General features: G+C 59.8%; 18 protein-coding genes. 12 read left to right on the top strand and 6 right to left on the bottom strand.

Translation table 11 applies throughout. The features are described from left to right. Nucleotides 1–36: 36 nt before the first annotated feature. The 5 genes from dprA to hemF all read left to right on the top strand — a co-directional run bounded on the left by dprA (nucleotide 37) and on the right by hemF (nucleotide 5,630). Nucleotides 37–1,152, top strand: a complete 1,116-nt coding sequence (gene dprA / locus NB231_RS10915) for a DNA-processing protein DprA (protein WP_005002696.1) — start codon at nucleotides 37–39, stop codon at nucleotides 1,150–1,152. 2 nt (nucleotides 1,153–1,154) lie between these two features. After that, the gene (locus NB231_RS10920) at nucleotides 1,155–1,628 is read left to right on the top strand and encodes a DUF494 family protein (protein WP_005002698.1); all 474 of its coding nucleotides are present in this window, start codon (nucleotides 1,155–1,157) and stop codon (nucleotides 1,626–1,628) included. Nucleotides 1,629–1,703: 75 nt separating this feature from the next. Then, complete coding sequence (locus NB231_RS10925) at nucleotides 1,704–4,028, top strand: DNA topoisomerase I (protein WP_005002702.1); 2,325 nt, start codon at nucleotides 1,704–1,706, stop codon at nucleotides 4,026–4,028. Continuing rightward, nucleotides 4,028–4,594, top strand: a complete 567-nt coding sequence (locus tag NB231_RS10930; RefSeq protein WP_005002703.1) for an L-threonylcarbamoyladenylate synthase — start codon at nucleotides 4,028–4,030, stop codon at nucleotides 4,592–4,594. The genes NB231_RS10925 and NB231_RS10930 overlap by 1 nt, the downstream gene beginning before the upstream one ends. A 112-nt stretch (nucleotides 4,595–4,706) precedes the next feature. After that, complete coding sequence (gene hemF / locus NB231_RS10935) at nucleotides 4,707–5,630, top strand: oxygen-dependent coproporphyrinogen oxidase (protein ID WP_005002706.1); 924 nt, start codon at nucleotides 4,707–4,709, stop codon at nucleotides 5,628–5,630. 82 nt (nucleotides 5,631–5,712) lie between these two features. On the opposite strand, the gene NB231_RS10940 is transcribed toward hemF, so the two are convergent. After that, nucleotides 5,713–6,348 carry a PilZ domain-containing protein gene (locus NB231_RS10940; protein ID WP_040662231.1) on the bottom strand — a complete coding sequence of 212 codons (636 nt, stop codon included), beginning with the start codon at nucleotides 6,346–6,348 and terminating at the stop codon, nucleotides 5,713–5,715. 166 nt (nucleotides 6,349–6,514) lie between these two features. Between NB231_RS10940 and djlA the strand changes: the two genes are divergently transcribed. Beyond that, nucleotides 6,515–7,309, top strand: a complete 795-nt coding sequence (gene djlA / locus NB231_RS10945; RefSeq protein ID WP_232210454.1) for a co-chaperone DjlA — start codon at nucleotides 6,515–6,517, stop codon at nucleotides 7,307–7,309. 58 nt (nucleotides 7,310–7,367) lie between these two features. Here djlA and NB231_RS10950 read toward each other — a convergent pair whose 3' ends face one another. Both NB231_RS10950 and NB231_RS10955 read right to left on the bottom strand, forming a co-directional pair. Continuing rightward, entirely contained in the window at nucleotides 7,368–8,783 is a 1,416-nt protein-coding gene (locus NB231_RS10950) for a DUF4139 domain-containing protein (RefSeq protein ID WP_005002710.1), read from the bottom strand. An 85-nt stretch (nucleotides 8,784–8,868) separates the two neighbouring features. Beyond that, entirely contained in the window at nucleotides 8,869–9,588 is a 720-nt protein-coding gene (locus NB231_RS10955) for a J domain-containing protein (RefSeq protein ID WP_005002713.1), read from the bottom strand. 729 nt (nucleotides 9,589–10,317) lie between these two features. Here NB231_RS10955 and NB231_RS10960 point away from each other — a divergent pair. The 3 genes from NB231_RS10960 to NB231_RS10970 are packed head-to-tail and all read left to right on the top strand — an operon-like array spanning nucleotide 10,318 to nucleotide 14,135. After that, the gene (locus NB231_RS10960; protein ID WP_198007288.1) at nucleotides 10,318–11,364 is read left to right on the top strand and encodes a phytoene/squalene synthase family protein; all 1,047 of its coding nucleotides are present in this window, start codon (nucleotides 10,318–10,320) and stop codon (nucleotides 11,362–11,364) included. 60 nt (nucleotides 11,365–11,424) lie between these two features. After that, nucleotides 11,425–13,392 (top strand): squalene--hopene cyclase, encoded by a 1,968-nt coding sequence (gene shc / locus NB231_RS10965; protein ID WP_156776984.1) that lies wholly within the window; start codon nucleotides 11,425–11,427, stop codon nucleotides 13,390–13,392. Beyond that, nucleotides 13,389–14,135, top strand: coding sequence for a phosphorylase family protein (locus NB231_RS10970; protein ID WP_005002720.1), 747 nt, complete (start codon nucleotides 13,389–13,391; stop codon nucleotides 14,133–14,135). The genes shc and NB231_RS10970 overlap by 4 nt, the downstream gene beginning before the upstream one ends. A 203-nt stretch (nucleotides 14,136–14,338) precedes the next feature. Here NB231_RS10970 and dxs read toward each other — a convergent pair whose 3' ends face one another. Then, nucleotides 14,339–16,288: a 1-deoxy-D-xylulose-5-phosphate synthase gene (dxs, locus tag NB231_RS10975; protein ID WP_005002721.1), complete on the bottom strand. Its 1,950-nt coding sequence runs from the start codon at nucleotides 16,286–16,288 to the stop codon at nucleotides 14,339–14,341. A 351-nt stretch (nucleotides 16,289–16,639) separates the two neighbouring features. Here dxs and ispH point away from each other — a divergent pair, with 351 nt between their 5' ends. The 3 genes from ispH (at nucleotide 16,640) to NB231_RS10990 (ending at nucleotide 19,924) form a co-directional block, all read left to right on the top strand. Next, complete coding sequence (gene ispH / locus NB231_RS10980) at nucleotides 16,640–17,560, top strand: 4-hydroxy-3-methylbut-2-enyl diphosphate reductase (RefSeq protein ID WP_005002722.1); 921 nt, start codon at nucleotides 16,640–16,642, stop codon at nucleotides 17,558–17,560. Nucleotides 17,561–17,622: 62 nt separating this feature from the next. Then, nucleotides 17,623–18,780, top strand: a complete 1,158-nt coding sequence (gene hpnH / locus NB231_RS10985) for an adenosyl-hopene transferase HpnH (RefSeq protein ID WP_005002723.1) — start codon at nucleotides 17,623–17,625, stop codon at nucleotides 18,778–18,780. Nucleotides 18,781–18,802: 22 nt separating this feature from the next. Continuing rightward, complete coding sequence (locus NB231_RS10990; RefSeq protein ID WP_005002725.1) at nucleotides 18,803–19,924, top strand: glycosyltransferase; 1,122 nt, start codon at nucleotides 18,803–18,805, stop codon at nucleotides 19,922–19,924. A gap of 173 nt (nucleotides 19,925–20,097) precedes the next feature. On the opposite strand, the gene NB231_RS10995 is transcribed toward NB231_RS10990, so the two are convergent. Both NB231_RS10995 and NB231_RS11000 read right to left on the bottom strand, forming a co-directional pair. Then, nucleotides 20,098–20,610, bottom strand: coding sequence for a hypothetical protein (locus NB231_RS10995; protein ID WP_005002727.1), 513 nt, complete (start codon nucleotides 20,608–20,610; stop codon nucleotides 20,098–20,100). 91 nt (nucleotides 20,611–20,701) lie between these two features. Continuing rightward, nucleotides 20,702–22,981: a Tex family protein gene (locus NB231_RS11000; RefSeq protein ID WP_005002730.1), complete on the bottom strand. Its 2,280-nt coding sequence runs from the start codon at nucleotides 22,979–22,981 to the stop codon at nucleotides 20,702–20,704. Nucleotides 22,982–22,997: the final 16 nt, after the last annotated feature.

Genomic DNA, 22,997 nt, shown 5'->3' on the forward strand with positions numbered 1-22,997 from the left:
GTCTGGACCTCGGTGGTCGCAGCAGAGCAGCGCAGCATGCCGAATCGTTCGCGGGATGAGTCACGGGTGGCCTGGTTGCGCCTGTATCGCACGCCGGGGCTCGGCGCCCGGACCTTTCAGCGCATACTCGAGTGCTTTCAGACCCCTGCGGCTTTTTTGGCTGCCTCGCGCAAAGAGCAAGCGCAGGCGGGATTTTCCGCCAAGGTGCTCACTGCTCTAGCGCGCGCCGACGAGGCCAGGGTAGAGACGGATCTGCGGTGGTTGGAAAGCGAAGGCCATCATTTGTTGTGCTGTACCGATCCAGTTTATCCTGAATTGTTACGGCGCATCCCGGTACCGCCGCCGCTGCTGTTTGTCGTCGGCCAGCCCGCTGTTTTGAACCAACCGCAGCTTGCCATAGTGGGTAGTCGCAATCCGACCCCGGGTGGCATGAGCAACGCCCGCGCTTTCGCAGCGCATTTGGCAAGCGCCGGCTTGACGGTCACCAGTGGTTTGGCGCTCGGGATCGACGCCGGCGCCCATCGTGGCGCGCTTGAGGCCGAGGGCCTTACCGTCGCTGTTTTGGGTACTGGCCCAGATCGCATTTATCCGGCGCGCCACCGTGATCTCGCTCACGCCATCGCCGAGCGGGGTGCGTTGATCAGTGAATTTCCGATCGGTAGTCAGCCGCGGCGTGAGCATTTTCCGCGGCGCAACCGCATTATCAGCGGCTTGGCCTTAGGCACGTTGGTCGTCGAGGCGAGCCCGCGCAGCGGCTCATTGATCACGGTGCAACACGCGCTCGAGCAGGGGCGGGAGGTGTTTGCCATCCCCGGCTCGGTTCATAATCCGCTCGCGCGAGGCTGCCATGCGCTAATCCGCCAAGGGGCGAAGTTGGTGGAGTCTGCGGCTGATGTGCTCGAAGAGCTTCCCCCTTTTGCGGGGGCGATGACCGAGAGGCCAGCCGACTCCGGGAAGACGCCCTCTTTAGATTGGGGCTACCGTCGTGTGTTGGCGGCATTGGGGTACGATCCCGTCCCGGCGGACGTGCTGCTCCAGCGCACCGGATTGACGCCCGATACGCTTTCCGCCATGCTTTTGCAATTGGAATTAATGGGCTATGTAGCGACCTGTCCCGGTGGTCGGTATGCTCGTCGGGGCGATGGGACGTGAGGATGAAAGAGAACGTTTTCGATGTCTTGATGTACCTGTTCGAAAATGACCTTTATAACGAGGAAGAGTTGGGCTCGGATAGGGAGCTTGTTGAGACAGAGCTGTTCGAGGTGGGATTTAGCCAGCTTGAGATTCGTAAGGCGTTCGATTGGCTCCATGCGCTTGCGGATAGCCGTAACGTTCCTGTTTTGGAACCCGACAGCAAGCGCTCGATCCGGTTGTTCACCGAATCGGAGCTAACCAAATTAGAGGCGGATTGTCGCGGCTTTCTGCTCTACCTCGAACAGGTCGGTATCCTGACTTCAGTCAGTCGGGAGCTGGTTATCGACCGGATGATGGCCCTCGATGATGAAATTGATTTGGACACCTTGAAATGGGTGGTCCTTATGGTTCTTTTCAGTCAGCCAGGACAAGAAGAGGCGTATGCCTGGATGGAAAACCTGATATTCGACAATCCGGCGCATTTCCTCCACTGAACCTGCTTCGCAGCATGTCTGCGTTGCTTGTGTCGCTCGATTCATCTTCAGATCATCTTCAGACTGTTTTTTAACATGGCAAAAAACCTGGTAATCGTCGAATCACCAGCCAAGGCGCGCACGATCAACAAGTACTTGGGGACCGATTTCGAGGTGCTGGCCTCCTACGGTCATGTGCGTGATCTAGTGCCCAAGGAAGGAGCGGTGGACACCGAGTGTGACTTTGCCATGAAGTACACGACCATCGAGCGCAACGCGAAGCACGTCGATGCCATCGCCAAGGCCATTCGAAAGATCGATACCGTCTACCTGGCAACGGACCCGGATCGAGAGGGGGAGGCCATTTCCTGGCATCTCTCGGAGTTGCTCAAAGAGCGTGGCGTGCTCGAGGGCAAGCCCATCCATCGTGTTGTCTTCTATGAGATTACCCAGCGTGCTATCCAAGCGGCCATGGCGCATCCACGCGGGTTATCGACGGATCTCGTCAATGCGCAGCAGGCCCGCCGGGCGCTGGACTATCTGGTCGGCTTCAAGCTCTCGCCCTTGTTATGGAAAAAAATTACCAGTGGACTCTCCGCCGGTCGAGTTCAGAGTCCGGCGCTGCGATTGATCGTGGAGCGCGAGCAGGAGATCGAGGCTTTTACTCCGCGCGAGTACTGGACGATCGAGGCCGATCTAGAGCAATCGCAGCAGCGCTTCATCGCTCGATTGTCCACGCTTGCTGGCGAGCGGGTCGAGCAGTTCTCGATCAATACGGGTACGCAAGCGACCGAGGTGACTGTCCGGCTCGGGCAAGCGGCGGATGGCTGTCTGCGGGTTGCCAAAGTAGAGCGCAAGCAGCGGCGGCGTAACCCGGCGGCCCCTTTCATCACCTCGACCCTGCAGCAAGAGGCCTCGCGCAAACTGCGCTTTTCTACCCAGAAAACCATGCGAGTGGCACAGCAGCTCTACGAGGGCATCGACACGGGCAGCGGTGCCATCGGTTTGATTACCTACATGCGCACCGACTCGGTCAACCTGGCCCAGGAGGCTGTAGCGAATATCCAAGAGGTGATTGCCGAACGATACGGCCGCGACAAACTGCCCGAGCGCCCGCACCGTTATCGAACCCGGGCCAAGAATGCCCAGGAGGCGCATGAGGCCATTCGGCCAACCGACGCTTGGCGCCTGCCCGATGAGCTCAAGGCCTTTCTTACCCAGGATCAATATCGACTCTATGAGCTTATCTGGAAGCGCTCGGTTGCCTGCCAGATGATCCATGCCACGATCAATACGGTGGCGGTGGATCTCGCCTGTGGCAGTGAGGGCGTATTCCGCGCCACCGGTTCTACGATCGCGGATCCGGGTTTCATGGCGGTGTATTCGGAAGGCACCGACGATGCCAATGCCGCTGAAGACAATGAGCGGACCCTGCCGTCTATGCAGGTCGGCGATGAGATCAAGTTGTGGGAAATCCGGCCCGAGCAGCACTTTACCGAGCCGCCACCACGCTATTCCGAAGCGAGCCTGGTACGGGCTTTGGAGGAACGGGGCATCGGTCGCCCTTCCACCTATGCCGCTATTTTGTCGACGCTGCAGCAGCGCAATTATGTCGTGTTGGAGAATCGGCGTTTCCGTCCCACGGATACCGGTCGGGTGGTGATCAAGTTTCTCAAGGAACACTTCGACCGCTATGTGGATTACGATTTCACGGCCCGTATGGAGGATGATCTGGACGCCATCTCCCGCGGCGAACGGGATTGGATTCCGGTGCTGCGCGCGTTCTGGGAACCATTCAAAGAACGTATCGAGGATAAGAGCAAGGTGTCGCGTGGCGAGGTGATGCAGGCACGCGAGCTGGGCGTCGACCCGATCAGTGGTCGACCTGTGACCGCCCGGTTGGGTCGCTATGGCCCCTATGCGCAGATCGGCAGTGCGAACGATGCGGAAAAGCCAAGCTTTGCCGGGTTGGTTCAGGGACAGAGCATCGATACCATCACGCTCGAGGAGGCCTTGGCGCTGTTCAAGCTGCCCCGGGAGTTGGGTGAGACGCCGCAAGGGGAAAAGCTCGTGGTCGGCATCGGTCGTTATGGTCCCTATGTGCGCTATGGCAGCAAGTTCGTTTCCCTGAAACGCGACGATGACCCCTATACGATTACCCGCGAGCGGGCGTTGGAACGGGTGGCCGAGAAGAAGGAAGCCGAGGCAAATCGGCTTATTCGTCGCTTCGATGGCGCTGAGATAGAAATTTTGCGTGGTCGGTTCGGACCGTATATCACCGACGGCAAGAAGAATGCCCGTATTCCCAAGGGGCGTGAGCCCGATGAGCTCGATCTCGAGGAATGCCGACAACTGTTGGACAAGGTGCCGGAGCGTAAGAGCGGGCGGCGCGGGGGTGGACATCGACGTAAGAGCGGTTGATGGTGCGCGCTCCGTCTGGTTTTCGTCTGTGCCGCTATGCGGCGTTACTGAGCGCCGGTGGTGTTATTGCCTATCCCACGGAGGCCGTTTATGGTTTAGGCTGTGATCCGCGGCGCCGCGATGCCGTCGTTCGTTTGCTGGAGCTGAAAGGTCGCTCGGCGCGCAAGGGATTGATATTGATCGCCCCGGAGGCGGATTGGCTCGCTGAGTATATGGCTCCCCTCAGCGAGGCGGTGGCGGCGCAAATGATGGCGAGCTGGCCGGGTCCGGTGACTTGGGTGGTGCCGGCCGCGGCCCGTGCACCCATTTGGTTGACCGGTGGCCGCGGGACTATCGCGTTGCGAGTGACGGCGCACCCGGTCGCCAGTGCCTTGTGCCGGGCCTTCGGCGGAGCGCTGGTGTCGACTAGCGCCAATCGTGCCGGCGGCACCCCGGCGCGTACGGCGTTGCGCACGCGGTTATTATTCGGGCCTGATTTGGATGCGGTCGTGCCGGGCAAGCTCGGTGAACTCGATCGTCCTACCCCGATTCTCGATGCGCGCTCGGGGATGATTCTGCGTGAATGAGTTTGCATTCCATGATGGCCAAGAGCCGGTTGTCAAAGCTTGGTAGGTAGTAAGCCCTTGGTGGGTAAAATATTAACAGACCATGGCAGATCGAGAGCAAAGCAGCACCCGAATGGATAAGCCTCGCCCAGCAGCCGTTAAAAGCTATCTCCTGGACCTGCAGGATCGAATTTGCGAGGCCATTAGTGCCGAGGACGATGCCACCGCGCGCTTCCACGAGGATCCTTGGAGCCGTGAGGAGGGGGGCGGTGGTCGCTCTCGTGTGTTGTGCGAGGGCGTCACCTTTGAGCAGGCGGGTATTAACTTCTCCCATGTATATGGAAGCGCTTTGCCGGACACCGCCAGCGCGCGCCGTCCGGAACTGGCTGGACGGTGCTACCAGGCCATGGGTGTTTCGCTGGTCGTCCATCCGCGCAACCCCTTCGTGCCGATCTCTCATGCTAATGTCCGCTTTTTCCTTGCCGAGAAGCCGGGAGAGGCCCCGGTGTGGTGGTTCGGTGGCGGCTTCGATCTGACCCCTTGCTACGGCTACGACGAAGATGTGTTGCACTGGCACCAGAGCGCCAAGGCCGCCTGCGATCCGTATGACGAACGCTTCTACCCCCGCTTTAAAGCGTGGTGCGATGAATACTTTTATCTGCCGCATCGTAACGAGCCACGGGGAGTCGGGGGGTTATTTTTCGACGATTTCACCGGTGCCGGGTTCGAGCACGCTTTTGGTTTCATGCGTTCTGTGGGTAATGGCTTCCTACAGGCCTATTTGCCCATTGTCAGGCGCCGCAAGAGCACCGACTATGGTGAGCGCGAGCGCCGCTTTCAACTCTATCGGCGGGGCCGCTACGTGGAGTTCAACCTGCTCTTCGACCGCGGCACACGCTTTGGTATCCACTCCGGCGGCCGAGCCGAGTCCATCCTCATGTCGTTGCCGCCACTGGTGCGCTGGGAGTACGGCTGGCAGCCGGAGCCCGGCTCAAGGGAAGCGGAACTCTACGCGCGCTATCTGCAGCCGCGTGATTGGTTGACGGAACTGCGGTAGGGCGCTGAAGGTAGGCCCGTGTTCAAGTGCTCGATTCGCCGGCTTGCAATTCGAGCGCGCACCGAGGCCGTCTGACGCGTTGTCAGTGCTGCGCTTGTGTGTGCTGGCGGAAGACGTAGCGGTTAAGGATCGTTTGCGTTTCGGCGGCGATATTTTCAAAACGGATAGCGAGAGTCCGGCGGTTGGTATCGGCATGGTCCCGGTTTATCCGCACTACCTGGCCTTTGACCTCGAAGCGTTCAGCATTGCTAAACTGGACTCGCAGATGAATAGAGTGGCGCCCCGGGCGGGTAAGGGTTGAGGGCAGATCGGTCAGTGACAACCCCGTGGCGGAGAGGTCGCGCACCTGGGGCGCTTGCAACAGGCCGCGGCTGTCGATCACTCGTATATCGCCTTGGTAGGGGTGAACACGGACCGCCCGTGCGGTCCCATCGCGCTCGATGATGGTGGGATAGCCAAAACGCAGGGCCACCGGAGGGCCGGCCGTTGGGCGCTCCACGTAGAGCTTGAAATCAAAGATGTAGTTGCCTTGTTCGAGCTTGAGCTGCAGGTGTTTGGCATCGCTTAGCAACTGCAGCAGCTCGGTATCGCCGCCGTAGGGATCGAGCGCAAGCGTGCGTGAGCGAAGCAGGGGAACCTCGCGCAGCTCGTTTGCAGCAAACAATTCGCGTAGATAGCCTACTTCCTCAGCGGTGAGGTGTGCTGATTTAACCACCATAATCAGTCTCTTCCACTGGTGTGGCTGTGCCCTGCCGCCGTGATCCCTATAAAAGCATAATGTCTATATAACGAACGTATGGCAAGACTGTTGCTATCTTGATCAGTCAGAGTTGGTTTGCCTCGGGGGCGTAGGCTCGGGCAAACGCGATTTGGCCAGGAGGAATGTGGATACGACGATGTGGGTGGGAAAGCTAATCGGTGGTCTGCTCGGGTATTGGCTAGGAGGGCTATTCGGTGCGTTGTTTGGTGTGCTGCTAGGGCATCTAATCGATCGAGGCCTAGCTGTTTCCCGCTTTGCTCTAGGTGATCTGAGGCGTATCCACGAGATTTTTTTTCGTTCCACTTTTGGCATTATGGGCCATGTGTGCAAGATCGATGGTCGCGTCAGCGAAGCCGAGATCGCCGCGGCCGAATCGATCATGGCCCAAATGAACCTCTCGGCGGAGCAACGGCGTGCGGCGATCGGCTACTTTAATGCCGGTAAACGCGCCGATTTCGACCTGGATAGAGCCCTGAGAGAGTTTCGTCGGGTCAGCCGGGGGCAGATCAATTTATTGCGGATGTTTCTGGAAATCCAAATTCAGGCAGCCCTGGCCGATGACCGTATCGACAAGGCCAAGCGCGGTATTTTACTCTACATCGCCCGAGGACTCGGCCTACAGGAAAGTGAGTATGCTCGTTTAGAGGCATTTTTGGCCGGTAACTACCAGCGCGCCCAGGCAAATCCTCGGGGCGCCCGGAGCGATGGACTTACGGATGCATACCGCACATTGGGCGTCAGCCCAAGCAACAGTGATTCCGAGGTAAAAAAAGCCTACCGGCGGCTGATGAATCAACATCATCCGGACAAGTTGGTTGCTCGGGGTTTGCCCGAGACGATGGTCAAGTTAGCGCAGCAACGCACCCAGGAAATACGGGCCGCTTATGATTCCATCAAGCGTGACCGTGCCATAAAATAGCTCCCGAATCTCGTCGCAGTTACTTCGCTCGCCGTGTGGCTATCGATACTCATCCGAATCAGCGCTGATAACGGGCTTGGTAGCTCATTGTAGCCGTGCCGGTTGCAGGCACCGCAACCGCCCATTGTGCGATCGCGGACGATATGCGTTCGTGTGATGCGGTATGCTGCACGATTTCCCAGTCACCGGGCAGATGTTCGCGGAGTTGCACCGTGACTGGTTGTGTCCCGGCGTTGCGCAGTTCGATGCGCCAGCCGACTTCGTAGTGATCTTTGCCTAGGCGCCGGAACAGTGTGCGCGTGCGGCGGGCGGTGATATCAAAAGCCGTGCCGAGGGCTAGCTCCAGCGGCTTGCCGGTGGGCGTATGATCGATCCGGTCGGCACCTAGATAACGCGGCTCGCCATCCGCGCCCACCTCCCTTATACGCACCGTTCCGGCTGGAAGTGCAAGTGGTTGTTCTGCGGTGGTGGTATCCACATGCAGACGCACTCGAACCGGTGTTTCGCCGCCATTACCGGTGGCGTTGCCGCTAACCCGATAGTAGCGCTGTACCGCCAAGCCTTCCGCTCGGAGCAATTGCAGGCGCAGCGTGGCGGCATCGGGTAAGCTCACTGGTTGATCCAGGCGATATAAATGCCACGCCAAGACCGGCTCGGCTGCGCTCGCTTCGGCTGCTGAGCGCAGATGCTGCGTTTTCATCATGATGGGGCTTATCCGATCAGCGCGGGCAATATCCCCGGCGATCAAACGCACCTTGGCGCTCGGATAGTCTCCGCCACTGTGGTTGACGATTCGTGCAAAGCCTTCGAGCCGAAGTTGCTTGGCCTGCAGCTCGGCCCAATAGTCCATTTGCCAGCCGAGCCCGTCGCTTAGGTAAATCAAATCCAGTTTGTGACGGCCGCCCATAGTACCAGATAGCCACAAGTTGAGCGCGGGGCCGGCCACATTGACACGCGGATCCAGCGGCAAGGCAATGCGCCAGGGCGTATCGGGCCCGCCGATTTCCAGCCGCTTGCCGATTCGAACGATCGGGTTATCCCCAGCCGCGCTGACGAGTATCCCTCTGCGCGGCTGGCCATTTTCTCCGGAGCGGGGCATAAGCAGTACCGGACGGCCCTGATAAGCTTGCAATAGCGTGCGGGGTGTCCATTTTGCGTTGCGAAACCGCTGTCGCTGGACATGAACAGTCGAGTTCAGGGTGATGGCCAGCGTATCCGGCTGTAGACGTGCCGGTAAATCAAGGAGTGTGAGCTGATCACGGGCCGGAGAGAGGGTAATTGCTCGAGCCTCGTGCACGAGGCTCAGGCCGTTTTGATAAATCGTCAGGGTAAGCGCACGGCGGTCTGGGGTATCACCTTGGGCGGCCGCGGCTGCAATCGGTTGCGGGGGTGCGCGGCCGACATCGTTCTCGACGGGCAACGCGCGAGCCGCCGCTGCGCCCATCGCACTGGCAGCAGCCAGGGCGAATGCCATAAGGGGTGGATAACTCCCGTGCAATGCGGTCTCCTCTTTATGCTAAGGGTTAGTTTAGTGCACCACCGAAAGAGCGGCGATTCGATCATGGGTTCGGCCGCTGTGTGCGTAACAGCTGCGCTTTAGCCGCATTGAGGCGCGCAGCGAGATAACCGGATCCGCCGCGGTCCGGGTGCAGCCGTTGCATCAGCCGTCGATGGGCCGCCACAATTTGCGCCCGGTCGGCGCCATTCGCGAGCCCGAGCATGGCGTAGGCTTGGGTATCCGACAAGGCTTTATTGCCACCCGAAGCATAGCTTGTATTCTCGTTGCCCTGATTGGCCTCGCCAGCTTGCCAGCCCGTATGGGCTTGATCGAGGTAGGCGGCCAAAAGCGCTGCCGTTTCCTCGTCGAGTGCTAAATAAGCGTTGTGTAATACCCGCAGTTCACTGAGCGCAAGTCGGCTCAACTGGCGGCCCTGCAGACGGCCGTCGAGGATTGTGCCGTCGATGCATCCGCTGCGTGGATCGATTGTAATCGCTAAATTTTTCGTTTTCAGGTAACAATAGCCGTCCCCCTGGGAGGGGTATGCGTCTTCGGACGAGCCGTTTAGCTTGATGAGCGCTCGGCGTCCTAGCAGAGCGATGGCGAGGATGAGCCCGACTATCCAGTGCAGGCGCCCGGTCGCGACCAGTAGGGCAAACAAGCCCAGGCCAGCGTAGCCCAGTAGCCGTGGTAAGCGCCGCCGCAGCGCCGCGCGCGCCTCGGCGGAGCGCCAGAGGACGAAGGCTGTGATGACGGCGGTGAACAGGAGCAGTTGAGCCATTGACATGCACCCATAAAGCGGTGGAACAAGGCCGCTCGGGAAAGCGGTCATGCCAAGCTGGCAGCCAGAGAGAGCCCGCTGGGTTGGCCGCCCCAATAGCTCCGAGTGCCTGGCTGAACTATACGAGATAGGGTGCAGCGGGGTCGATCTGTTGCTCCTCGTGGCGGGCACGCACCGTCATATCCCGCCGCAGGGCGACGATCAGCGCCAGCCGGCACTTATTCAGATGGGGCATGCATAGAATATGCTCAGCATTTCCCGGTAATTCTCCTGCATCCAGTCCATGGTGAGCATCGAATTTTATACGCGCAATCCGTGATGTATTCGTGCCGTCGATGCGGGTATGGTCGTTTGGCGATGCCCGTGTTGCCCAGCTTTACACTTCGTACTTATTGGTGTATCAGCCGTATCGCGGTCCGTAGGATGGGTATGTGATGCATGCACACGCGGCGGCGCACCCGGCCGATGCGGTTCATTTGCCACTGTCCGTTGCGCAGCTTACACTTCTTACGGCTGGCACAGGGTTGGGTAAGATAATTGCCGGGTTGAATAAGATAATTTGGATAATTCACGATCGATACACTCGGCCCTTCGTGAGGGAGCGATCCGAGGACACGGCAAGCGAGCGAACACGTCGAGCTTTTAGCCGCTAGCCTGCTCTGCCATATCATGGAGTGAAAAAAGCCCGATATGCAAGCCAGCGACCAGCAATATCCGCGAGGTGGGAGTGTGGGGGTTTCCCAGCAGCAACTGTTGCCGGGTGTTTCGCGCACGTTTGCTCTTACCATTCCGCAGCTTCCCGAGCCGCTTCGAACCTCGGTCACCAATGCTTATCTGCTGTGCCGGATTGCGGATACGATTGAGGACGAGCCTACCTTGAGTGCTCGGCAGAAGCAGAGCTTTCATGACCGCTTCAACGTCATCGTCGCAGGGGAAGGTGAACCGCCCAGTCGTTTCGCGGCCGATCTCTACCCCATGCTCTCCGAGACGATGTCGGCCGATGAACGCGAGCTCATCCGGCAATTGCCCGGGGTCATCGCGATCACCCATTCGCTGCCCGCAAAGGAGCGAGCTGCTCTGGAGCGATGTGTGCGGATCATGTGCGAAGGAATGCCTTGGTTCCAGCGTAATCGACGGCAGGGTGGACTCGACGACATATTCGAGTTCGAGCGTTACTGTTATTACGTTGCTGGCGTGGTCGGAGAGATGCTGACGGATTTGTTTTGCCAATATTCCGTCGACATTGCCCATCAACGAGAGCGATTGCGTGCCCTAAGCGTTTCGTTCGGCGCGGGTCTGCAGATGACCAACATACTAAAGGACGTATGGGAGGATCGCCGGCGGGGTGCGTGCTGGTTGCCCCGTGATGTATTCCAGCAGTTTGGGTTCGAGCTGTGCGATTTGAGCGAAGCGCATTATGATCCGGCTTTCGGTGCCGGGATTCAAGAGTTGGTGGCGCGGGCTCATGGCCATCTTCGCAACGCGTTGGCCTACGTGCAGTTGCTTCCTCCGGGCGAGGTTGGTATCCGGCGGTTTTGTCTATGGGCGCTGGCGATGGCGGCGCTTACCCTGCAGCGGCTGAACGCCAATCCCGCTTACCGTTCGGGCAGTGAGGTGAAGATATCGCGCCGCGCCGTTCGCGCAACAATGCTGAGCTTCGGCTTGGCAGCCGGGCGGGATACCATGTTGCGGCGCCTCTTCGACTGGGCGGCCCGCGGATTACCATTACGCAGTGTGGATTGCACGGTGGTGGAACGTAGGCAGGTCAGGGTCTGACCTGCTCTTTTCCATGATCGCCTGCGTCTGGTTCCTGCGCGTCTTTAGTTGGAGAACTGTATGAGATCGATGGAGCAACAGCCCGAGCTGATCTCTGGGGGGGTAGGCGGTGTCGCTTATCCATGGGATCTTGGCTCGCAAGCGATCGAAGAGGCGATCCTTGCGGCTCGCGCGGCTTTGTTGGCCCATCTGCACCCGGACGGTTACTGGTGTTTTGAGCTCGAAGCCGACTGCACCATCCCGGCCGAGTACATCATGATGATGCATTACACCGGGGAGCTCGAGGCGGCGCTGGAGCTGAAGCTGGCCCGCTATATCCGTGAATGTCAGCTCCAGGAAGGCGGTTGGCCGCTCTACTATGGCGGTGCCATGGATATTAGCTGCTCGGTAAAGGCGTATTTCGCCTTGAAGTTGGCCGGGGACGACCCCGAGGCGGCGCATATGCGCCGCGCGCGCAAGGCTGTCCTCGAGCGCGGTGGAGCGGTCAACGCCAATGTCTTCACACACATCGCCCTGGCTCTTTTTGGTGAAATCCCCTGGCGCGGCGTGCCGTTTATGCCGCCGGAGATCCTGCTTTTACCCCGTTGGTTTCCGTTCCATCTGAGCAAGGTCTCCTATTGGTCGCGCACGGTTATGGTGCCTTTGTTCATTCTGGCCGCGCACAAGCCGCGGGCGCGCAATCCGCGCGCGATACATATCAGCGAGCTCTTCGTTACCGATCCGCAGCTTGAGACCGGATATTTCAAGGCGCGTTCTCGCCTTAACCGCCTGTTTATTACCCTCGATGCGCTGGGGCGGCGCATCGAGCCGTTCATTCCCCGAGCAGTGCGTGCCAAGGCCTTACGCCGGGCCGCCGAGTGGTTTATAACGCGTCTCAACGGTGAGCACGGCTTAGGCGCGATTTTCCCGGCCATGGTCAACTCTTACGAAGCGCTTGAACTGTTGGGGTATGCAGCCGATCATCCTCTTCGACAGCAGGTTCGCAAGGGATTGCGCGATCTGGTAGTCGAACAAGCTGATCGAGCTTACTGTCAGCCCTGCTTATCCCCGATTTGGGATACTGCGCTGGCTTGTCTCGCCCTGCAGGAAGCCGACCGTGGCAGCAGCAGCGCGCAGGTTCGCCACGCCTTGGATTGGCTGCAGGCCCGTCAGTTGTTGGATACACCGGGAGACTGGTCTGAGCAGCACCCGAGCCTTCCGGGTGGGGGATGGCCGTTTCAGTTTCGCAACGATCATTACCCGGATCTGGATGACACCGCCATTGTGGCCTGGGCTATGCAGCGCGCCTCGGACCCCGAGCGCTATGGTGCTGCCATTCGCCGGGCGACAGTTTGGTTGCTCGGTATGCAATCCGCCAACGGCGGCTTTGCGGCATTCGACTCCGATAATACGCGCTATTACCTCAACGAAATCCCGTTCGCCGACCACGGCGCTTTGCTTGACCCGCCGACGAGCGATGTGACCGCCCGCGTAGTGGCATTGCTCGGTAGTTTGGATGGGGAAGTGCACGATCGTAGTGCTTTGAATCGCGCCGTTGCGTTTCTGCATCGTGAGCAGGAAGCCGAGGGTTGCTGGTACGGGCGCTGGGGTACCAATTATATCTACGGCACGTGGTCGGTTCTGACCGCACTCGAGCAACTCGGCTACGATTTTAATGCACCCTGGGTGCGCAAGGCCGTGATTTGGTTGAAGAGCGTGCAGCGGGATGACGGCGGTTGGGGAGAGAGCAACGATACCTATCTGGACCACCGGCCCCAAGATAGGCAAGCCGACGAGAGCACACCGTTTCAGACGGCTTGGGCGGTGCTTGCGCTTATTGCCGCAGGGGAATGCCGCTCGCCCGAAGTATGGCGGGGGGTGGAATATCTGCTACGCCACCAGCGCCCCGATGGGCTTTGGTACTGCCCTTGGTTTACAGCGCCGGGATTTCCGCGGGTCTTTTATCTCAAATATCATGGTTATGACGCGTATTTCCCATTGATGGCGCTGGCTCGTTATCGAAACTGTGTTTTGGACAACGACGCGTGAGCCGAATCGGCATAGTGAGCGCCCTGGCGGTCGAAGCCCGCTGCCTGCCAAGTCGCCGCGGGTTGTTTGGATGGCGGAATGCACTGCCCGCTGAGGCAATGCTGGGGGTATCAGGCCCCGGCGCCATACGTGCACAGCGCATGGCCGAGCAATTGGTGGCGCGAGGCGCTACGCAATTGGTCAGTTGGGGGTTGGCGGGTGGGCTGGATCCCGGGATTGCCCCCGGTACGCTGATCGCTACCGATCGGGTAGTGGTTGCTCGCGGTGGAGAATATCCTACCGACAAAGGTTGGCGGCAACGCATCCTCTCCGTTCTCCCGCGACAGGTGGCGGCGCTCGAAGCACCGCTACTTGCGAGCGAGAACATCGTCGCAACCTCGGCGGACAAGACTGCATTGCGTCGCCGTTATGCGGCGGTTGCGGTCGATATGGAGAGCGGTGGCATCGCTTGGGTGGCAAGCCAGCACCGATTGCCGTTATTGGTGCTGCGGGTGGTCGTGGACCCGGCTGCTATGGCGCTGCCCCCGGTGCTTGCCGAGCTCGTGACGAGCGATGGAGGAGTGCGTCTATCCGGCCTGGCCGGCCTCCTGATCCGCCGGCCAAGCGTACTGTGGCCATTGCTCGAGCTTGCTTGGAATGCTCGGATCGCCACTTCGACCTTACGACGGATCGCGCCGATAGTGACGGATCGTGGTGTTTGGCTCTCGGCCGCAGCTGAGGGCAGCCTCCCATTACCGTCTTGAATTCTGCCCCCATGCAGTAATTCCCGGTCAACGCTTAACAAACTGATTTAGAAGTATATTTTCTGGAGTTTTTTGCAAATCTAAAAGCACGAAATACATATATTTCAACAAGTTATAGAAAGATTGGCCGGGGATGCTGGCTCCTCTGTTCTCTTGACCATTGTCACCGTTTTTTTTGCTTCCTCAATCAGCGACGAGCCTCTTTAAGGCTTAGCCGCCGGGTGCTTTTGGGTGTCTGAGCTGATCTTTCCCGGGCCATATATCCGGGGTTTGCGGCGGGGCTGTGCGCCGACTATATGCTGTGCTCGGCTATCGTTTTGCAGTGTGGCCAGGATTCCGTCGGCATCGAGTCCAAGCTCCGTTAACTGCTCTTCCTGGCTGGCGTGATCGATAAAGCGATCGGGTAGCCCGAGCTGCAGCAACGGAATACTGATGCCTTCTTTGGCCAAAGCCTCGCCGACCGCACTGCCCGCGCCTGCGGCGATGACATTGTCCTCGACGGTTACGATGAGGTCGTGACCCGCGGCAAGTTCGGTGAGCAGCTTCGTATCCAGCGGCTTTACGAAACGCATATTGACCACGGTTGCTCCCAAGCGCTCGCCCACCTGTAGACATGCCGATAGGAGAGTGCCGAAGGCTAGTATGGCAATACCTGAACCCGACCGGCGTATCTGCGCCTTGCCGATCGGCAGCGCGCGCATCTCCGAGCCGATCGCCACTCCCGTGCCTTTGCCGCGCGGGTAGCGCACGGCTGCCGGTCCGTCGAGCAGGAAACCGGTATAAAGCATCTGTCGACACTCGTGCTCATCCGCCGGCGCCATAATGACCATGTTCGGTACGCAGCGCATAAAGCTCAGGTCAAAGGCGCCTTGGTGGGTTGCGCCATCGGCGCCTACCGCCCCGGCTCGGTCCACCGCAAAGAGTACCGGCAGATTCTGCAGCGCCACATCGTGGATGAGCTGATCATAGGCCCGTTGCAGGAAGGTGGAATAAATAGCCACCACAGGCTTCAAGCCATCGGCGGCCATGCCGGCGGCAAGCGTTACGCTGTGTTGCTCGGCTATGGCGGTGTCGAAGTAACGCTCCGGAAAGCACTCGGAAAAACGCACCAACCCTGAGCCTTCGCGCATCGCGGGGGTGATGGCGACCAAGCGCTGATCGCGGACCGCCATGTCGCAAAGCCAGTCGCCGAATACCTGGCTGTAGGTCGGGCTTGAGGGGGGCGTGCTCGATTTGCGTATTCCAACCTTGGGGTCGAACGGCGAGACACCATGGTATTGGACCTGATCGGCCTCCGCCGGTGGGTAGCCTTTGCCTTTGCGGGTCACGACGTGCAATAGCCGCGGCCCTTGCTGCATGCGCAGATTGCGCAGCGTGTGGATCAGCGTTGGCAGATGGTGGCCATCGATCGGTCCAAAATAGCGAAAGCCGAGCTCCTCGAACAGCGTGCCGGGCACGACCAATCCCTTGGTGTGGGTTTCGACCCGTTTGGCGAGTTCCCACATCGGCGGTACCGTCTGCAGGATACGTTTGCCGCCTTCGCGCAACGCTGTGTACTGCCGGCTCGAAGCACAGCGGGCGAGATAGTTGGTCAGACCGCCGACATTGCGCGAGATGGACATTTCATTGTCGTTGAGGATCACCAGCAGATCCGGATGCCGATCACCCGCATGGTTGAGGGCTTCATAGGCCATTCCGCAGGTCATGCCACCATCGCCGAGCACGGCCACGGCCCGCCGTTGCGAATTATGCTGCGCGGCGGCGAGGGCCATGCCGAGTGCCGCGCCGATCGCGGTGCCTGCATGGCCTACGGCGAACGTGTCATACGGGCTTTCGTCGCGGTGCGGAAAAGGCGCCAGGCCGCCGTGCTTGCGGATCGTGTGCAGCCGCTCCCGCCGGCCGGTCAGAATCTTGTGTGGATAAGCTTGATGTCCAACATCCCATACCAGACGGTCGTCCGGGGTTTCAAATACGTAATGCAGCGCGATGGTCAGCTCTACGGCACCGAGTCCGGCGCCGAGATGGCCACCGTTACCGGAAACCGTCTCCAGCAAAAATTCCCGCAGCTCCCGCGCGAGAACCGGCAGCTGCGATTCGGGCAGTTGCCGAAGGGCCTCGGGATACATCACGGATTCCAGCAGGGAGTGCGCCATAGCGAACACCTTCCATACTCAGCGGTTAACCTTGATCGTTTCTTTGGCGCCTATTGTGACTGTGGTTGCGATGAACAGCTACCGCCAGCACAATCGGCCGTTATGCCACCAGTTGCGAATCAGGTTGCACTACAGGGGCATAGAAAATCGACTTCATCTGCCAACTTAGGCTTGAATGGTCAAGCGGTCTAGTGCTACACGTGACATAACGCGCGCGGTTTGTTGCTCTGGGCATTGTTGCCGCCGTTGCGCCGACGAGTCGATGGGACGCAAAACTACCACAGTCCCGCCGCTAGGAGTGTGGCAAAATTGTCGACAAACTGTCGGACCCGATACTGAGCCGTGTGTGCAATGGATGTGATATTGGCTCAACCCCGTGGATTTTGTGCCGGCGTGGTTCGCGCCGTCGAGATCGTCGAAAGTGCTTTGGCACTCCACGGCGCCCCGGTCTACGTGTTGCACGAGATCGTGCACAATCAGCATGTGGTACGGGATCTCAGCGAGCGTGGCGCAATCTTCGTGGAGTCCGTGGAGGAGGTTCCCGCGCAATCGGTCATCATATTCAGCGCTCACGGGGTTGCCAATGCCGTAGCCCAGCGAGCGCGTGGGCGGGGCCTGCGGGTGATCGATGCGACCTGCCCACTGGTAACCAAAGTCCATCGGCAGGCGCAGCGCTATCGTGACGCGGGTCGTGAACTCATCATCATAGGCCATGGCGGACACCCTGAAGTGCAGGGCACCCGCGGTCGAGTGGACGGGCCGGTGCACGTGATTGCAACGTTGGAGGACGTCGATGCATTGCAAGTTCAGGATCCGCAGGCGCTCGCCTACGTCACTCAGACGACCTTGAGTCTCGATGACACCCATGAGGTTGTCACGGCGCTCAAGGCCCGATTCCCGAAAATTCAGGGCCCCGGTCTGAACGACATCTGTTACGCTACTCAAAATCGTCAGAATGCGGTGCGTGAGCTGACCGCGCAAGTCGATGTGTTGCTCGTGGTCGGGGCTCGCAACAGCTCCAATTCCAATCGTTTGCGCGAGGTTGGCGAACAGATGGGAGTTCGTTCCTACCTGGTGCAGACTGAGGATGATCTGGAGCCGGAGTGGTTCTCTGCCTGTACCCGGGTAGGTATAACCGCGGGGGCGTCGGCCCCGGAAGTGCTGGTGCAGAGGGTACTCGAGCGATTGCGCGCGCTTGGCGCCGATGCAGTCGCGGAGCTCGATGGCGTGAAGGAAGCGACGCGCTTCCGGTTACCACCCATGTTGGATTGACCGAGCGGTGCGAGCATTTGAATTTTACTTACCCCTCTTCGGTCTAGGGAAGGAAGTTTATTATGGGCATCCCGCTGATCCAGAAGTATCGGATCGGTCGTTATATTCTCTCCAAGCGACTCAAGGGCGAACGGCGTTACCCGCTGGTGTTGATGCTTGAGCCGTTGTTCCAGTGCAATCTGGCGTGTGCCGGTTGCGGCAAGATTGATTATCCCAGCGAGATTTTGCGCAAGCGCTTGAGTGTTGAGCAGGCACTCGGCGCGGTGGACGAGTGCAATGCGCCCGTGGTCTCCATTCCCGGAGGCGAGCCCTTGATCCACAAAGAAATGCCGCGCATCGTCGAGGGGATCATCGCACGCAAAAAATTCGTCTATCTCTGTACGAACGCAATTTTGTTGGCGAAGAAGCTGGATGACTACCGGCCCTCACCGTATCTGACGTTCTCGGTGCATTTGGACGGCAACCGCGAGCGGCACGACGAATCGGTTTGTCAGGAAGGTGTGTTCGACAAGGCGGTCGCCGCCATCCGCAAGGCGAGGGATCGCGGGTTTCGGGTCAACATCAACTGTACCCTTTTTCAGGGCGAAGACCCGGCCGCGGTCGCCGATTTCTTCGACTTTGTTACCGAACTCGGCGTCGAGGGTATTACAGTATCCCCAGGCTATAGCTACGAGCGCGCACCGCGCGATGATGTTTTTCTAGCTCGCAGCCAGAGCAAGCACTTGTTTCGTGAGGTCTTCCGTCGTGGCTACCGCCGTCGCCGGCGGTGGCCGCTGAGCCATTCCGCGTTGTTCTTGGATTTCTTGGCGGGCAATCAAACCTACGAGTGCACGCCCTGGAGCAATCCCACCTACAATGTCTTCGGCTGGCAAAGACCGTGCTACCTTCTGGCGGATGAAGGCTACGCAGCTACGTTCAAGGAACTCATGGAGGAGACCGACTGGGAGCGCTATGGCACCGGACGAAACCCGAAATGCGACAACTGCATGGCCCACTGCGGTTATGAGGGAAGCGCGGTAGCCGACACTCTGTTGCACCCTTGGAAAGCGCTTGGGGTGAGCTTGCGTGGCCCGCGTACTCGAGGTCCGATGGCACCGGAGGTGCCGATTCGTTATATCCGGGAGGAGTTTGCGGCCCGCGCCGATGAGGTTCGGATACCAGTGGAGCGCATCACCCAGAGCGAGTCGCGCGCGGCTGTGCGGTCCGGGGCGCAGCGCTGATTCAGGGAGCGTCGCGTTCAAGGTGCTCTGGACGGCTTATTCGGCTTTGTTGGGGGCGGTTTTATGGCTGAGCGTGCTCGCCGCGCCGTGGCGACCCTGGAGCACACAGGAACGCCTGGATGAGGCCTGGGGCGATGTCGGGCAGGGCGCTGATCTACGTGATATCACGGTTTTGATTCCAGCGCGCAACGAAGTGCAGGTGATCGCTCGCTGTTTGTCTGCACTCGGCGCGCAGGGCAAGGATTTGCGGGTCGTGATCGTCGACGATCAGTCTACGGACGCTACCGTAGCGGCCATTCCCGCGTTGCCAGCTCTGCGCCTCGAGGTTATCGCTGGTCGGCCGCTGCCGGAAGGTTGGGCCGGCAAGCTTTGGGCCTTGGAGCAAGGGCTGCAGCGAGTTCACACGCCATTTACCTTGTTGCTCGATGCCGATATCGTGCTGGCTCCCGGGCTGGTGGCCATATTGCGTGCTCGCCTTCTGCAGCAGGGCTTGGATTTGATCTCGGTCATGCCGTGGTTGCGCATGCAGGCTTTTTGGGAGCGGCTGCTCATCCCGGCGTTTATCTTTTTTTTCAAATTGTTGTATCCGTTTCGGCTCGCCAATTCCGGCTCGGCGCGTTTTGCCGCCGCCGCGGGTGGTTGCATCCTGCTGCGTACCGAGGCCTTGCATCGCATCGGCGGTTTTGCGGCCCTGCGTGGTGCGCTCATCGATGACTGTACTCTGGCGCGGCGAGTCAAGGTGGCCGGAGGGCTGACCTGGATCGGTCTGACGCGCAGCGCGTGGAGTCTGCGCAGCTACCGGCGCCTGAGCGAGCTCTGGAATATGGTCGCGCGTTCGGCCTTTACTCAGTTGCGCTACTCGACCGTCCTCCTGTTTGCGTGCACGCTCATAATGATGATCGGTTTCTGGGGTCCTGTGGTCGGGTTGGCCTTGGGGGAGGGGATGGTTCGATGGGTCGGTCTGCTCGGTTGGTCCGCTTTGTGCGTAAGCTATCTACCGACGCTGCTGTACTATCGATTGAGCCCGCTGTGGGCGCTGCTGTTGCCGATCATCGCTATGCTGTATCTGGCCATGACTTGGACGTCGGCCGTACGCTACTGGCGCGGCATACGCTCGCGCTGGAAAGGGCGCACTTATGTGTGAGACGCAATTAATTCTGGCTAATCGAAGCGCAGGCTCGGCTGCCATCAACGAGACTGCGCTCGTTACGCCTCTTCTTGGATACGAACTTTCAAGGCGGGCGTGATAAGCCTACAGAACCGGGGTGAGTTGCCGTGCCCGGCAACCACAATGGGGCGCATCGATACCCTAGCGGCTCAGGCAGCGGCCGCCAGAGCTGTTGGCTGCAGCGCTTCGACCAGTTCCAGCAGCAGCGCTTTCTCGGGTGGCGAGAAGCGTTCATGTGCATCATAGGGATAGCGGGGTACCGTGGCGGCTCCGATATCGAGGCAGTACTCTAGGATCATCCGGCGCCGTTTATTATTCACCTCGGGATCCGAGTGATCGAAAATCACGGGCATGGCCAATTGCCGAAGCTCGCGCAGCATCGTGGGACTCGGCTGCTTGTTGAGGAAGCGCTCGACGAAGGCGTTGACTTGCCCGGCGGTAAGCACACTCAGACCATGTGCTTCGTAGTCCAGCTCAGCGAGCCGCCGTAAGGCGAACTCGTAGACGAGGGCCGCCTCGGGGGGTTTGCTTCGGCCGTCAGCCCATACCATCTCAATGAGCGGAATCAGCTCGAGGAGGTAGATCTCATGGCCTTGAATGCCGTACTGAGTTTCCAGCACCGTCAGAGCATCTTCACGCGTGATGCGCACTACGTTTTGCATTCGTATTCTCTTCGTATCCTGGCCCAGCGTGGCTCATATCGGCAGTATGGCAGCAACTCGTCTCGGCGCATAACCGATCGTCTGCTATTTGCTACCGTTGATGCTTTTTGAACGCGGCGGTTAGGGCCGGCGCTGGGCCGTGCTCCCTAGCGCTGGCGTTGTCTTTCCGTTGGTCGCGCGACGGCCGTTGCCCATCACCGGCTAGGCGCATGGAAAGCCCGATGCGGCTGCGTTCGAGATCGACGCTCACCACCCGCACCTTCACCACATCGCCCGTCCTAGCCACTTCGCGCGGATCGCGCACGAAATGCTCGGCCATGGCCGAGATGTGGACTAGCCCATCTTGATGAACACCGATGTCCACGAAGGCACCGAAGCTGGTGACATTGGTTACGACGCCCTCGAGAATCATACCGGCGGCGAGATCCCCCAGTTGCTCCACGCCATCCCGAAACTGGGCGGTGCGAAATTCCGGGCGCGGATCTCGCCCCGGTTTCTCCAGCTCACGCAGGATATCGGTTACGGTGGGAATGCCAAAGTGTGCATCGGTGAAATGGGCGGGTTTGACAGTGCGCAGTAGTTCGGCATTACCGATCAACGATTGAATGGGACAAGCTAGAGTCTTGGCGATACGCTCGACCAACGGGTAGGCCTCGGGATGCACGGCGGAGGCATCCAAAGGTTGCTCGCCATTGCGAATCCGCAAGAAGCCGGCAGCCTGCTCGAAGGCCTTGGCACCGAAGCGCGGTACGGCTTTGAGTTCTTCTCGGCAGCGGAAGCTCGTATGACTCTCACGGTAGGCGACCAGTCGCTCGGCCAATGCCGACGAGAGCCCGGCCACGTGCGCCAGAAGCGCGGCTGAAGCTGTGTTCAGCTCGACGCCCACGGCATTGACGCAGTCTTCGACCACGTCTCGTAGAGTGTTTGCGAGCTCTGTTTGATCAACGTCGTGTTGGTATTGGCCGACGCCAATCGAGCGGGGTTCGATCTTGACCAATTCGGCAAGCGGATCCTGTACTCGGCGAGCGATGGAAACCGCACCGCGCAGGGAAACGTCCAGCTTCGGCAGCTCGTCGGCGGCTCGTTGCGAGGCAGAGTACACCGAAGCCCCCGCTTCGGAGACCATGATGTCCGTCAAACCGAGCTGCGGATGCGCACGGCGCAAATCGCCGACCAGCTTCTGAGTCTCGCGCGAGGCAGTTCCATTGCCAATGGCGATCAGTGTGACCTGATGCGTTTGTGCGAGCGCGGCCAGAGCGGTAATCGTTTCAGCCCAGTGGTGCCTTGGTGCATGCGGATAGACCGTGGTCGTGGCCAATAGCTTGCCAGTCGAGTCCACGATGGCGACTTTGCAGCCCGTACGCAGGCCGGGGTCGATGCCTAGCACCACGTGCGGCCCGGCTGGCGCAGCGAGCAGCAAATCGCGCAGATTGCGGCCGAACACTTGGATGGCCTCTGCATCCGCCGCCGTTTTGAGACGGCCGAACAGATCGGTCTCCAAGCGGGTGAGCAGCTTCACCCGCCAAGTAAATCGCACCACTTCGGCGAGCCAACGATCACCGGACCGTGTGCCCTCGCGCAGGCCAAGGTGGGCGCTGATCATGCGTTCCCCGACGCTGGATGTACCGCGCGGCTCATCCAGCTCATCCGGCATGACCAGGCGAAGGCGTAGCACGCGTTCGCGCCGGCCTCGAAACAGCGCCAGCACTCGATGAGACGGGATTTTGCGGATGGCCTCGCGATAATGCGCGTAATCGGAGAACTTGGCCTCGTTTTGTCCCGCCTGCTCGCTGCCTTCGGCGATCAGCAGGCCATGCCGCCAAGCGTGTTCGCGCAGACGATCCAACAGCTCCGCGTCCTCGACGAAGCGCTCGGCGAGGATAAACCGTGCGCCTTCCAAAGCGCTTGCCGGAGCATTGATGCCTTGCGCCGGGTTGAGGTAATGCGCCGCCAGCGTTTGCGGATCCTGCGACGGGTCAGTCAACAGGGCTTGTGCGAGTGGCGCCAAGCCCGCCTCGCGCGCGATTTCACCTTTGGTACGGCGTTTCTTTTTGAATGGCAGGTAGAGATCTTCCAGGCGGGTTTTGGTGTCTGCCTGTCGGATCGAGCGAGCGAGCTCCGCCGTGAGCTTGCCCTGTTCTGCGATGGCCTTGAGAATTACATTGCGGCGCTCTTCCATGCCGCGCTGATAGCTTAGCCGTTTTTCCAGCGCACGCAGCAGGTTGTCATCGAGCCCACCGGTCGCCTCTTTGCGATAGCGGGCGATGAAGGGCACGGTTGCACCTTCATCGAGCAGATCAATCGCCGCCGCCACTTGCTTGGAGCTTACCTGCAGTTCCTCAGCGATACACTGCGCGATGTTTTGCGCCATGGGTCGATCCGTCCGA

The sequence above is a fragment of the Nitrococcus mobilis Nb-231 genome (assembly GCF_000153205.1).
In the GTDB taxonomy this organism is placed as follows: Bacteria; Pseudomonadota; Gammaproteobacteria; order Nitrococcales; family Nitrococcaceae; genus Nitrococcus; species Nitrococcus mobilis.